Source organism: Ruegeria sp., from assembly GCF_028066395.1.
Classification (GTDB): Bacteria; Pseudomonadota; Alphaproteobacteria; order Rhodobacterales; family Rhodobacteraceae; genus Ruegeria.
Genome location: NZ_JALCBM010000047.1, coordinates 14,746 through 27,330, shown reverse-complemented (window position 1 = coordinate 27,330; position 12,585 = coordinate 14,746). Strand labels below are relative to the sequence as shown.

Below are 12,585 nucleotides of genomic sequence, written 5' to 3'. Positions count from 1 at the left end.
GCCGCCCGGATTGCCGCCTGCGTCTTGTCCGCCGTGTCCGTAATCAGCGTCGGCAGGATCGCGGTCGCGCCCAGCGCGCGATGTGCCTCGGCGATGGTCGCCAATGTCTGGACCGAGGGGTCGTCATTGAACATCACCCCACCGCCGCCATTGACCTGCAGATCGACATAACCGGGGCTGAGGATATCGCCAGACAGGTCCTCGACCCGTTCACCCGGCAACAGGTCCGTTTCAGGCACCAGCGTCTGCAACACGCCGCCCTCATACCGGGCCGCGTGGCCGGTACGCAGGGTTTCGCCGTCAAAGATCGGTCCACCAGCGTAGGTGATCGGCGGAAAACTCATACCGTTTCCGTCACTTTCTTCAGATGGCGTGGCGTATCGGGATTGATGCCGCGCCGCGTGGCCACGGTTTCGACCATGCCGTAGAATGAGGCAATCGCGGTGACCGGGTCGGTCATCCAATGGGGCGTGCGGATATGGGGCAGCGGCGTGGCCTGCGTCACCCGATCAGTGGTCGCAAAAACCTGCGCACCTTTGGCGGCCAGCGCGTCGGCGACCTCGGCTATGTTGGCCTCGGCAGCATCTTGCGAGGCAAAGGCCAGCACCGGGAAACCCTGATCGACGATAGAGACCGGACCATGCAGCACCTCGGCCGAGGAATAGCTTTCGGCGTGAATCTGACAGGTTTCCTTGAACTTCAGCGCCGCCTCATTGGAAATCGCCCAGGATGTGCCCCGCCCTAACGTGAACAAGGACTGGCCATTCACCGCCTCGACCACCGCGCCCCAGTCGCAGGTGATGGCGCGCGACAGCGCCTCGGGCAGCGCGCGGATAGAGGCCAGCAGGTCTTCATCTCGTTTGATCTCGGCCAGCAGCCACAACCCGGTGACCAGCGAGGTAACAAAGGTCTTGGTCGCCGCCACGCTCAGTTCCGGCCCGGCGTGGATCGGCAGCGCGGATGAGGCCGCCCCGGCCAGCGCTGATTCCGTGTTGTTGGTGATCGCCACGGAATAGGCCCCGCCCTCCGTCAGCGAGCGGGCCAGTTGCACGATATCCGGGCTCTGCCCCGATTGTGACACGGCGATACACAGCGCGCCATCACAGCGCATATCAACGCCATAGATGGACTTCACCGACGGCCCGACCGAGGCCATCGGCAGCCCCAGCAGCAATTCGGACACGTATTTCAGATAGCTGCACGCATGGTCGGACGACCCCCGCGCAACCGAGATCAGAAAGCGCGGGTCGCGCGCCCGGATCGCCTCGGCAGCGCCCGAAATCGCACCGGCGCCGTGGGTCAGCAACCGCTCGACCGCGCAGGGGATTTCGTCGATTTCCTTGCGCATCTGCGTGGGTTCAGTGGACATGGTCCGGGACCTTTCAGTTTGACAGGCGCAGCTCGGCCACGAAATCGTAAGCCTCGCCGAGATAGACCGAGCGGGTCAGCTCAGCCACCCGCCCGCTTTCCAGATACGATGTGCGCTGGATGCGCAGCCCCGCCGTGCCTTCGGCGACATCCAGCAATTCGGCCTCGGTCGGGCCGAGATTGATGGCCGAGATCTTCTGGATCGCACGCACGGGACGATGGCCCAGCTGTTCGAGAACAGCGTAAAGCGAGCCCGACACCTCGGTCGGGTTGGGCAGGATATCCAAAGGCAAGGCGGCACGTTCCAGCGCCATGGGCCGTCCGCCCGCCTCGCGCAGGCGGTGAATGCGCGCGACCTGCTCGCCCGCCGACAGGCCCAGCGCCATCATCTCTTCCGGCGAAGGCAGGAATATCCCGCGCTCCAGCCAGGTCGAGGTGGTTCTGAGGCCGCGCCGCTCCATATCCTCGGTGAACGAGGTCAGGTGCGACAGGGATTGCTCGACCCGCGCCACCGGTTCGCGCACGAACGATCCCGAGCCCTGACGCTGTTCGATCGCGCCCTTGCGCACCAGTTCCTGAATGGCCTTGCGCACAGTGACGCGCGACAGATCGGTCAGTTCGGCAATCTCGCGTTCGGGCGGAAGTGAGCTGTTGGGGGGCAGGATGCCATCCTCGATCCCCTGCTCCAGCCGCTGACGCAATTGCACATAGCGGGGGCCAGCAGTGCGGCCCAGCCAGGCTTCGGGACGTAGAAAATCAGCGACGCTCATTTTCGATCTCCTCTTCAAAGGCGCGCGCCAATGCCAATGCGCCGGACAGCGGGTCGCCCAAAGGATCAGCCAGATCGGCCTGCATTTCTGTGGGCAGATAGGGCGCATGGCACGGCGCAATGCCGCCGGTCAGGCAGATTGGCAGCCCGGGCTGCCAGCCCATCTTTGACATTCGATCTGACAAGTAATCGGCAGCCTCTTGCAGAATCGACCTTGCAATCGGATCACCCTGCCCGGCCTGTTCGGTGACACCCGGAGCCAAGGCCCCGAATTCCGTTGGCGACAGGTTTGCAGCGGCCTGTATGATCCCCGCCGACCCGCCGAAACGGTCCAACAACTGATCGGCCAGCGCGGAAGGCGCGGTCAGCCCGTCGGTTCGATCCAGCGTTCTGGACAGCGCCAGCCGCCCGACCCACTGGGCCGAGGCCTGATCACCCAGAACCGGCCCCCAGCCCCCGGCAAATTGCGCCTTGCCTGCCTGTTTGGCGGCCAGAAACGAGCCGGTGCCGCAATGGGCCACAAACCCGTCCCGATCCCCCAAAGCGCCATACAGGGCCGAGGGGCGATCATCGGCAATTCGCACCCGGCGAAATGGCAAGGCAGCGGCCAGCTTGTCCGCCAGCGCCTGTCCTGTGATCCCCGCCAGCCCGAGATAGGCCGGAACCCTTTCGAACTCTGCCGGGTCAAAACCGGCCTGATCGGCGAGCAACGCCAACCCGCATTGCAACTCGACACAGGCGGCGTTGAAATCGGTTGAGACATTGGCCGCGCCAACCTCGACCTGATGGGTCTTGCCGCCGAGGTTCAGGGCGATACGGCAACGCGTACCGCCGCCGTCGACGGCCAGATGGATGGTATCAGGGCAGCGAGTCATGTGAAGACCTTTATAATACCTTTTGCAGATTTAGAAGACCCAATTGGGACCAAAATTGAATTATGAGGGCAAAAACCTTCGATTCCAGGCATTTCAACAAAATGGTAGACTAATGGTATCTAAAAGGTATGATGCCAGTAACCAAGGGGGGAGAATCACGTGATCACGCCAGTGACCGAACAGTTGCATCAGGACGCCATCGGGCTGGACGCCCGGCCATTGGCGGATGTTGCGGCGCTGTTGGCGCAATCGCAGGCGCAAGCCGCCACCGCCCCCGCCCAATCCATTGATCCGATCTGCGCAGGTGCGCGCGCCATGGCCGCAACCATTCGTTCGGGCGGTATTCTGCGGTATCTGGCGGCGGGGTCCTCGGGCCTGATGGCCGCCTCTGACGCGCTGGAACTGGGTGGCACCTTCTCAATCCCCGCAGAACAGATTCGCATCCATATGGCGGGCGGATTGCCCACCGGATCGGTCATGCCCGGCGATGTGGAGGATGCCTCGGATTCGCTCAGTCGCGAACTGGCCGATCTGTCGCCGCAGGACACGGTGATTGCCGTTTCGGCCAGTGGAACAACGCCCTATACAGTCGCCGCCGCCGAAATGGCCCGCAACACCGGCGCGACCGTGATCGGGATCGCCAACAATGCCGGATCGAAACTGCTGCAACTGGCGGATCACCCTGTATTGCTGCCCACCCCGCCCGAGCTGATCTCGGGTTCGACCCGCATGGGCGCGGGCACGGCGCAAAAGATCGCCCTGAACATGCTGTCCACCCTGATGGCGACAGAGCTGGGCCATATTCAGGACGGCATGATGATCAACCTGCGGGCCGACAATGACAAACTGCGCGCCCGCGCCAAAGGGATCGTCTGTCAACTGACCGGCGTCTCACCCGACCGGGCCGAGGCCGCATTGGCCGAGGCCAAAGGGGCGCTGAAATGTGCCGCCCTGCTGGCCGCTGGCGCACCCTCGCCCGCCGCGGCACAGGCCTTGCTACAAGACACCAACGACCACCTGCGCCCGGCTTTGGCGCAGCTCAAGCAGAACAACGAAACTATCAACCTGGGAGAAACCAAATGACACGCAAAGTTCTAAGCCTGGCGATGCTGAGCACCGCGCTGGTCGCCAGCGGTGCGCTGGCCCAAGACGCCACCCTGACCATCGAAAGCTGGCGCAATGACGACCTGACCCTGTGGCAGGACAAGATCATTCCGGCGTTCGAGGCTGAACATCCGGGCATCAAGATCGTCTTCTCCCCCTCGGCACCTGCGGAATACAACGCCGTGCTGAACTCGAAACTCGACGCCGGATCGGCGGGCGATCTGATCACCTGCCGTCCCTTCGATGCCTCGCTGGCGCTGTATGAGGCGGGTCACCTCAGCGATCTGTCCGATCTGGAGGCGATGAGCAATTTCTCGGACGTCGCCAAATCCGCATGGCAAACCGACGATGCCTCGGCCAGTTTCTGCGTGCCGATGGCGTCGGTGATCCATGGCTTTATCTACAACAAGGACGCCTTCAACGAGTTGGGACTGGACGTACCCACCACCGAGGCCGAATTCTTTGCCGCGCTGGACAAGATTCAGGAAGACGGCAGCTATATCCCGATGGCGATGGGCACCAATGACCAGTGGGAAGCCGCCACCATGGGCTACAACAATATCGGCCCGAACTACTGGAAGGGCGAAGAAGGCCGTCTGGCGCTGATCAAGGGCGAGCAGAAGCTGACCGATCCGCAATGGGTGGCCCCTTATGCGACGTTGGCCAAATGGGCCCCTTATCTGGGCGCCGGGTATGAGGCGCAGACCTATCCCGACAGCCAGAACCTGTTCACGCTGGGCCGCGCTGCGATCTATCCGGCGGGCAGCTGGGAAATCGCGGGCTTCAACACGCAGGCCGATTTCGAAATGGGTGCGTTCAAGCCGCCGGTGCAGAATGCGGGTGATACCTGCTATATCTCGGACCACACCGATATCGGCATCGGCCTGAACGCGGCCAGCGAAAATGCCGAGGCCGCGCGCACTTTCCTGACATGGGTCGCCAGCCCGGAATTTGCCAGCATCTACGGTAACGCCGTGCCCGGCTTCTTCCCGCTGTCCTCGACCCCGGTCGAATTGGAAGACCCGTTGGCCAAGGAAATCGTCGGCTGGCGTGATGAGTGTGAAAGCACGATCCGCTCGACCTATCAGATCCTGTCGCGCGGCACGCCCAACCTTGAGAACGAGACCTGGGGCGCATCCGTCGCCGCCATCAAGGGCACCGAAGCGCCCGAGGCCCTGGGCCAGCAGTTGCAGGACGGTCTGGCCAGCTGGTACGCACCGCATCAGTAAGACCTGACGGTCAAACATTCCGGACGCGGGTTGCCGCGTCCGGTCCCTGCCCCCGGAGTTTCCCATGCAGACCCGCCGCATCAGATGGCATATCGCCGTATTCCTCGCCCCTGCGGTGCTGGTTTACACGGCGGTGATGATCTTCCCCCTGTTCAACACGCTGCGCCTTGCGCTGTTCACCGAGGTGGATCAGACCCGCGTCTATGTGGGATTGCAGAATTTCCGCACCCTGTTTTTCGACCCGATCTGGTCGGAACAGTTCTGGAACGCTTTGGGCAACAATTTCTGGTTCTTCCTGATCCATATGCTGGTGCAGAACCCTATCGGGGTCGCGCTGGCCGCGATCCTGTCGCATCCCCGGCTGCGCTTTGCCGCGCTGTATCGGTCGGCGATTTTCATTCCGACGATCCTCAGCTTCGTGATCGTGGGCTTTACGTGGAAACTGATCCTGTCGCCGCTTTGGGGTATCGCACCGTCGATGCTGGATGCGGTGGGCTTGAAATCGCTGTTCGCGCCGTGGCTGGGGAAAGAGGAATACGCCCTGACGACGCTGGCGCTGGTCTCGGTCTGGCAATTCGTCGGCATCCCGATGATGCTAATCTATGCCGCCCTGCTGTCGATCCCCGAAGAAATCCTTGAGGCCGGAGAGATCGATGGCATCACCGGGGCGTCGGCCTTCTGGAAGATCAAACTGCCGCTGATCCTGCCCTCGATCGGGATCATCTCGATCCTGACATTTGTGGGCAATTTCAACGCGTTCGACCTGATCTATGTGTCGCAAGGCGCGCTGGCGGGGCCGGATTTCTCGACCGATATTCTGGGCACGTTCATGTATCGCACCTTCTTTGGCTTCCAACTGCAACTGGGCGATCCGCGTATGGGATCGGCCATCGCCGGGGCGATGTTCGCGATCATCCTTGTGGGTGTCTGTATCTACCTGTTCGGCATCCAGACCCGGATACGCCGATATCAGCTGTGAGGGTATGACGATGAACAAAGCCCGCACCAACCCACTGAACACCACCGCCATGCATGGCGCGCTGATCCTTTACACGCTAATCGCCCTGTTCCCGGTCTTCGTGATCATCATCAACAGCTTCAAAACCCGCCGCGCCATCTTTCGCGAACCGCTGGCCCTGCCCGATGCGGACAGCTTTTCGCTGATCGGCTACCAGACAGTGATGAAACAGGGGGATTTCTTCCTGTACTTCCAGAACTCGATGATCGTCACCGTGGTGTCGCTGACCTTCATCCTGCTGTTTGGTGCCATGGCTGCCTTTGCGCTGAGTGAATACCGGTTCAAGGGCAACCTGATCATGGGCCTCTATCTGGCGCTTGGCATCATGATCCCGATCCGCATCGGCACCGTCGCCATTCTGGAGATGATGGTGGCGACCGGGCTGGTCAACACGCTTTGGGCGCTGATCCTCGTCTACACGGCACAAGGTTTGCCACTGGCCGTGTTCATCCTGTCCGAGTTCATGCGGCAAGTCTCGGACGATCTGAAGGATGCAGGCCGCGTCGATGGGCTGTCGGAATACACGATCTTCTTCCGGCTGGTCCTGCCGCTGGTGCGCCCCGCCATGGCCACCGTCGCTGTCTTCAACATGATCCCGATCTGGAATGACCTGTGGTTCCCGCTGATCCTCGCCCCGGCTGAGGAAACCAAGACCCTGACGCTGGGCAGTCAGGTCTTCATCGGCCAGTTCGTCACCGACTGGAACGCGGTTCTGTCGGCGCTGTCCATGGCGATCCTGCCGGTGCTGGTGCTCTATGTCATCTTCTCACGCCAACTGATCCGTGGCCTCACCTCAGGAGCCGTCAAATGACCAAAGTTCTGATCGCTGGCCTTGGCAATATGGGCCTCAGCCACGCACTGGCCCATCACCACCACCCCGACGCGCAGATCGTGGGGTTGGTGAATCGGTCCGGTCGCGTGGATCACCCCGATCTTGCGGGCTATCCGGCCTATTCGGATTTTCACGCCGCGTTGGCCGAGACCACCCCCGATATGGTCGTCGTCGCCACCTATTCCGACAGCCACGCCGATTTCGCCTGCGCCGCGATGGAAGCTGGCGCGCATGTGTTCGTGGAAAAACCCTTGGCAACCACCGTGGCCGACGCCAAACGCGTCGTTGCCAAAGCCATCGAAACCAACCGCAAACTGGTGATCGGCTATATCCTGCGTCATCACCCGTCTTGGATGCGCCTGATCTCCGAGGCGCGCGACCTCGGCGGACCTTATGTCTTCCGCCTGAACCTGAACCAGCAATCGTCGGGTGCCGAGTGGGAAACGCACAAGGCGCTGATGCAAACCACCTCGCCCATCGTCGATTGCGGCGTGCATTATGTCGACGTGATGTGCCAGATCACCGATTCCGACCCCGTGCGCGTCCACGGCATGGGCCTGCGGCTCAGCGATGAGATCGCCCCTGACATGTACAATTACGGCCAGTTTCAGGTCGTATTCGAGGACGGCTCGGTCGGCTGGTACGAGGCCGGATGGGGCCCGATGATGTCGGAAACCGCGTTCTTCGTGAAAGACATCGTCTCACCCAACGGATCGGTCTCGATCACCGACGGCAACAAGGGCGCATCAGCCGATATCGACGGCCACACCAAGGTCGGCGGCCTTTTGATCCACCGCCCCGAGGGCGACCAGACAATCGACATGCCCGATGAACCCGGCCATCAGGAACTCTGCGACGCGGAACAGGCCTATATGCTGCGCGCCATCGCCGAGGATATCGACCTGACCCGCCACATGAACGACGCCGTGCAATCGCTGGCCATCTGTCTGGCCGCTGATGAGAGCATCCGCACCGGCCACCCCATTTCGCTGAAAGAGGCATCCCAATGACCGCCCTGACGCTGCAAAACGTGAACAAGTCCTTCGGCAAGGTCGAGGTTCTGAAAGATATCAATATCGAGGTGGAAGATGGCGAGTTCGTCGTCTTCGTCGGCCCCTCGGGTTGCGGCAAATCCACCCTTCTGCGTGTGATTGCAGGGCTTGAGGATGTCACGTCGGGCGAGGTGCGCATCGGCGGAGAGTTGATGAACCTGACCCCGCCCTCAAAGCGCGGCATCGCGATGGTGTTCCAAAGCTATGCGCTTTACCCCCACCTGAACGTGCGCAAGAACATGTCACTGGCGCTGAAACAGGAAGGCCAAAGCAAACAGGTCATCGACGAGCGTGTCGCCAAGGCCAGCAAGATGCTGAACCTTGAGCCCTATATCGACCGCTACCCGTCGGAATTGTCCGGCGGCCAGCGCCAGCGCGTCGCCATCGGCCGCGCCATCGTGCGCGAACCGAAACTGTTCCTGTTCGACGAACCTCTGTCCAATCTGGACGCGGCCCTACGCATGAACACACGGCTGGAGATCGCCAACCTGCACCAGCAGCTTGATGCCTCGATGATCTACGTCACCCACGACCAGACCGAGGCGATGACACTGGCCGACAAGATCGTCGTCCTGCGCGACGGCCGGGTCGAGCAGGTCGGCAGCCCGATGGAGCTGTACAACAACCCCGCCAACCAGTTCGTCGCCGGGTTCCTGGGTTCCCCATCGATGAATTTCTTCCCCGCCAGCCTGATCGGCGAAAGCGCCGACATCACCACCGGCATCCGCCCCGAGGACCTGTTCCTGACTGATGACGGTCCGATCTCAGCGCAAATCACCCATGTCGAGCATCTGGGCGGAGACACCAACGTGATAGCGCAGATGCAGGACCACCAGATCACCGCCCGCCTGTTCGGCCAGCATCAGGTGACCGCAGGCCAACCCGTCCGCTTCGGCTATGCAGTGGACCGGACGTATCGCTTTGACCCGCAAGGCGTGCGGCTTAGCTGAGGCAAAGGACTGCCATAGATTTCAGAGAGTTGGTGCGGTCGAGAAGACTCGAACTTCCACGGGAGTTACCCCACAGCGACCTCAACGCTGCGCGTCTACCAATTCCGCCACGACCGCACTGCCAGTGACTTGGTAGAGGCGCGTATAGACGCACCGGCTAAGGATGTGAAGAGGCAAAAATACAGACCGTTTGAATTCGCCCCGACCCCGCATATCTATAGCGGATCACGACCCCTCAGCTTTGGAGCAACCCATGACCACCCCTGACCCCCGCCCTGTGGTTCAAATCGACATCGTGTCGGATGTGGTCTGCCCGTGGTGCATCGTGGGGTTTCGACAACTGGATCAGGCCTTGAAACAGGAAAACGTGCTGGCACGGCTGCGCTGGCATCCGTTTGAGTTGAACCCGAACATGGGCGCCGACGGGCAGAACCTGCGGGAGCATATCGCTGAAAAATACGGCTCGACCCCGGAACAAAGCCAGCAGGCGCGCGACCAGTTGACGGCTCTGGGGGCCGAGCTTGGCTTTGCCTTCAACTTCACCGAGGAGAGCCGGATCTACAACACTTTCGCCGCGCATCAGTTGCTGGACTGGGCTGAGGGGCAAGGCCGACAGCACCCGCTGAAGCTGGCCCTGTTCGAGGTCTATTTCACTCAGCAGCGCGATGTATCCGACCCGGAGGTTCTAATCGCCGCCGTCACAACCGCCGGGCTGGACCCTGACGCAGCCCGTGCGGCGCTGGCCTCGGGTGCGCATGTGCAGCCGGTGCGTGAGAAACAGCAGTTCTGGACCAGCCGGGGGATATCTGGCGTGCCGTCGATGGTGTTTGGTGGCAAATATCTGCTGACCGGCGCACAGGGTACCGACACTTACGCACAGATGTTGCAACGCTGTCTGGCCGAGGCCGCCTGACCTCTTCCCCCTGCCTCTCGATCCGTCTAAGGACATGCCATGGAATGGAAGACGACCGACGGGTTGACCGATTACGACGAATCCATCGCTTTTATGGAAGCGCGCGTGGCCGCCATAGCGGCGGGCAAGGCCGAGGAATGTATCTGGCTGCTGGAGCATCCGCCGCTCTATACCGCTGGCACCTCAGCCAAGCGTGAGGATCTGACCGACCCTGACCGCTTTCCTGTCTATGACAGCAAGCGTGGCGGGCAATATACCTATCACGGGCCGGGTCAGCGGGTGGTTTACGTGATGCTGGATGTGGGCAAACGCGGCCATGACGTGCGCCGCTTTGTCAAACAGCTGGAGGCTTGGGTGATCGCCGCGCTGGCTGAGTTCAACGTGACCGGTGAAATCCGCGACGGCCGTGTGGGCGTCTGGGTGCAGCGCGGGGACAAACCGCTGACGGCGACCGGGCAGACCGCCGAGGACAAGGTGGCCGCCATTGGCATCCGTCTGCGCAAATGGATCAGCTTTCACGGCATCTCGATCAATGTCGAACCGGATCTGGATCATTTCGGCGGTATTGTTCCTTGCGGCATTCAGGATCACGGCGTGACCTCTCTGGTCGATCTGGGCCTTCCGGTGACGATGGCGGATGTGGATGTGGCGTTGCGCCGAACGTTCGAGGACGTTTTTGGCGGCGCCGAAACCCCGGTTCGAATCGCTGATTGACGCGAAGGGAAACAACAATACTGCGAGACACGCAGGTCTGTTTCCCAAACCACCGCAGTTTCCGTTACGTTAACCCGAATTCGCCTAAAATTCAGGGTTTATTCACCTCCGCTAAATACAAACGCCCGTGAACCACATAGTATGTAATGACCGTTCAAGAGTGAGTGGTGTGTTACCCGGTGATCACGGGCCTTGCCCCGGGAAATCCGTTCAGTGTTTGGTTACGAGTCTGCCGTTCCGACCCCATATCGGAACGGCAATTCTCTTTTATAAGCTAACACTTACCACTGATCCTTAAATCTCCACCGTGATCTGAACGCCCGAACCGGATCAATTCGGCACGGACATGGCTTTCGCGATCCAGCGCCGGTTTCACACGACCGGCGCTCTACCAGAAGCACTGGAGACTTGGCCCACCGGGACCGCCACTCTCGGAGATCGAGCGCCTCCCGGCACAAGGGTACAAAACCGGGCTAACCGACCTGCCTGACCGAGGTCGTTCCCTGCCACGTCCGGGCCAAGACCAAACGCGCGCGAGGTCACGCAACCGTAACCCGCGCTGTGCTACTCACCTGCCGGGATCACGCCCCTCACAAAGAGACCCACCAAGGTCAGGTTAAAGCGGCCCGGATTTTCTCGGCATGCTGGGCGATCAGGTCGAAATCCCCCATCTGGCCCGGCGCGCGCAAGGATACGCCTTCGTGGCGTGGCAGGACGTGGACATGCAGGTGAAAGACCTCTTGCCCGCCAGCGGCCTCGTTGAATTGCTGGATGGTGATGCCATCGGCCTGAAACGCCACCTTGGCCGCCCGCGCCAGTTTCTGCACCGTCGCCATCACGGCGGCCAACTGTTCGGGGCTGGCATCCAGCACATTGCGGCAAGGCGTCTTGGGGATCACCAGAAGATGCCCATCGGCGCGCGGCATGATATCCATGAAGGCCAGCGTGTCGTCATCCTCATAGACCCGCGTCGAGGGGATTTCCCCGCTCAGAATCTTGGCGAAGATGTTGTCGGGGTCATAATCCATCTGGGACGTCCGTTCTGTCGAGGTTGTTTCCCGAGTTGTGGGCCAGACATCTGGCCGGGTCAAGCCATGGGATTTTGCCGTGGCATACCCGGTCCGACACACTCTCTCATACCGCCAGAAACCGGCACAGAAACCCTATCCGCTATTCACCATCCTCCCGGAGGGTTTCAAGATTGTTCAGAAACGCCCCCAGCATCGCCGTGAACTGCTCAACATCCTGCGGAGAGAACCCGTTCAGCAGCTTCTTTTGCCGGGCAAGCGCCACGCCCAGAATCCGGTCATGCAATACGCGGCCATTCTCGGTCAGCCGCCAGCTTTTGCGGCGTTCATCTGACGATGCACAGCTTGCCTCGGCCAGCCCGGACGCCTCAAGCCGGGCCAGGCTGCGGCTGACGGCGGCCTTGTCGATGCCTATGGTCTTGCTGGCCAGGGCCACGCTGCATCCCGGCGATCGGGTCAGCATCACCAACATGCGCCAGTCCATCGCTCCGATGCCGAACCTGTCCTGATAATATTTGGCCGCGTTTCGCGTGAATCGGTTGGCTGCAAAGGTCAGCAGCACCGTCGGGGATCGCGAAAAGCTAAGCGTCGTTCCACCCTCGTCCGTATCCACAAGGAACATGTCATCGGGCAGTTCGGAAATGTCCTGTGTCATCGCATCCGGCCTTTTTCGTCATATTAGGCGCATACGTGTTGACATGACAACATTGGAAATGATGTTGTCATGTCAACA

13 protein-coding genes, 1 tRNA gene and 1 pseudogene are annotated in these 12,585 nt (G+C 61.3%); 8 read left to right on the top strand and 7 right to left on the bottom strand.

The features are described from left to right. The 4 genes and pseudogenes from MPJ51_RS14725 to MPJ51_RS14710 all read right to left on the bottom strand — a co-directional run. Positions 1–344: pseudogene (locus tag MPJ51_RS14725) on the bottom strand (N-acetylglucosamine-6-phosphate deacetylase); the annotation flags it as partial. Beyond that, positions 341–1,369, bottom strand: a complete 1,029-nt coding sequence (locus MPJ51_RS14720; protein ID WP_298388288.1) for an SIS domain-containing protein — start codon at positions 1,367–1,369, stop codon at positions 341–343. The pseudogene MPJ51_RS14725 and the gene MPJ51_RS14720, both read right to left, overlap by 4 nt. 13 nt (positions 1,370–1,382) lie before the next feature. Continuing rightward, positions 1,383–2,138 (bottom strand): GntR family transcriptional regulator, encoded by a 756-nt coding sequence (locus MPJ51_RS14715; protein ID WP_298388286.1) that lies wholly within the window; start codon positions 2,136–2,138, stop codon positions 1,383–1,385. Then, positions 2,125–3,012, bottom strand: coding sequence for a BadF/BadG/BcrA/BcrD ATPase family protein (locus MPJ51_RS14710; protein ID WP_298388284.1), 888 nt, complete (start codon positions 3,010–3,012; stop codon positions 2,125–2,127). The genes MPJ51_RS14715 and MPJ51_RS14710 overlap by 14 nt, the downstream gene beginning before the upstream one ends. Before the next feature lie 159 nt (positions 3,013–3,171). On the opposite strand from MPJ51_RS14710, the gene MPJ51_RS14705 reads away from it, so the two are divergent. From MPJ51_RS14705 to MPJ51_RS14680, 6 genes are all read left to right on the top strand, one after another. Beyond that, complete coding sequence (locus MPJ51_RS14705; RefSeq protein ID WP_298388282.1) at positions 3,172–4,095, top strand: N-acetylmuramic acid 6-phosphate etherase; 924 nt, start codon at positions 3,172–3,174, stop codon at positions 4,093–4,095. Further along, positions 4,092–5,345: an ABC transporter substrate-binding protein gene (locus tag MPJ51_RS14700; protein ID WP_298388280.1), complete on the top strand. Its 1,254-nt coding sequence runs from the start codon at positions 4,092–4,094 to the stop codon at positions 5,343–5,345. The genes MPJ51_RS14705 and MPJ51_RS14700 overlap by 4 nt, the downstream gene beginning before the upstream one ends. Positions 5,346–5,409: 64 nt before the next feature. Beyond that, the gene (locus MPJ51_RS14695; protein ID WP_298388278.1) at positions 5,410–6,324 is read left to right on the top strand and encodes a sugar ABC transporter permease; all 915 of its coding nucleotides are present in this window, start codon (positions 5,410–5,412) and stop codon (positions 6,322–6,324) included. Positions 6,325–6,334: 10 nt separating this feature from the next. Next, positions 6,335–7,174 carry a carbohydrate ABC transporter permease gene (locus tag MPJ51_RS14690; RefSeq protein WP_298388276.1) on the top strand — a complete coding sequence of 280 codons (840 nt, stop codon included), beginning with the start codon at positions 6,335–6,337 and terminating at the stop codon, positions 7,172–7,174. Beyond that, positions 7,171–8,205 (top strand): Gfo/Idh/MocA family oxidoreductase, encoded by a 1,035-nt coding sequence (locus MPJ51_RS14685; RefSeq protein ID WP_298388274.1) that lies wholly within the window; start codon positions 7,171–7,173, stop codon positions 8,203–8,205. Before MPJ51_RS14690 ends, MPJ51_RS14685 begins: the two co-directional genes overlap by 4 nt. Then, positions 8,202–9,197: an ABC transporter ATP-binding protein gene (locus MPJ51_RS14680; RefSeq protein WP_298388272.1), complete on the top strand. Its 996-nt coding sequence runs from the start codon at positions 8,202–8,204 to the stop codon at positions 9,195–9,197. The genes MPJ51_RS14685 and MPJ51_RS14680 overlap by 4 nt, the downstream gene beginning before the upstream one ends. Before the next feature lie 30 nt (positions 9,198–9,227). Here the strand turns inward: MPJ51_RS14680 and MPJ51_RS14675 are convergent. After that, positions 9,228–9,314: transfer RNA gene (locus MPJ51_RS14675), tRNA-Leu, on the bottom strand. 136 nt (positions 9,315–9,450) lie between these two features. Between MPJ51_RS14675 and MPJ51_RS14670 the strand changes: the two genes are divergently transcribed. Beyond that, on the top strand, positions 9,451–10,110 hold the full coding sequence (locus MPJ51_RS14670) for a DsbA family oxidoreductase (RefSeq protein ID WP_298388270.1): 660 nt from the start codon (positions 9,451–9,453) through the stop codon (positions 10,108–10,110). A 39-nt stretch (positions 10,111–10,149) separates the two neighbouring features. Next, the gene (gene lipB, locus MPJ51_RS14665; protein ID WP_298388268.1) at positions 10,150–10,824 is read left to right on the top strand and encodes a lipoyl(octanoyl) transferase LipB; all 675 of its coding nucleotides are present in this window, start codon (positions 10,150–10,152) and stop codon (positions 10,822–10,824) included. Between the two features lie 611 nt (positions 10,825–11,435). On the opposite strand, the gene MPJ51_RS14660 is transcribed toward lipB, so the two are convergent. Both MPJ51_RS14660 and MPJ51_RS14655 read right to left on the bottom strand, forming a co-directional pair. Further along, positions 11,436–11,852 (bottom strand): HIT family protein, encoded by a 417-nt coding sequence (locus MPJ51_RS14660; RefSeq protein ID WP_298388266.1) that lies wholly within the window; start codon positions 11,850–11,852, stop codon positions 11,436–11,438. Positions 11,853–11,994: 142 nt separating this feature from the next. Then, positions 11,995–12,507 carry a MarR family winged helix-turn-helix transcriptional regulator gene (locus MPJ51_RS14655; protein WP_298388264.1) on the bottom strand — a complete coding sequence of 171 codons (513 nt, stop codon included), beginning with the start codon at positions 12,505–12,507 and terminating at the stop codon, positions 11,995–11,997. Positions 12,508–12,585: the final 78 nt, after the last annotated feature.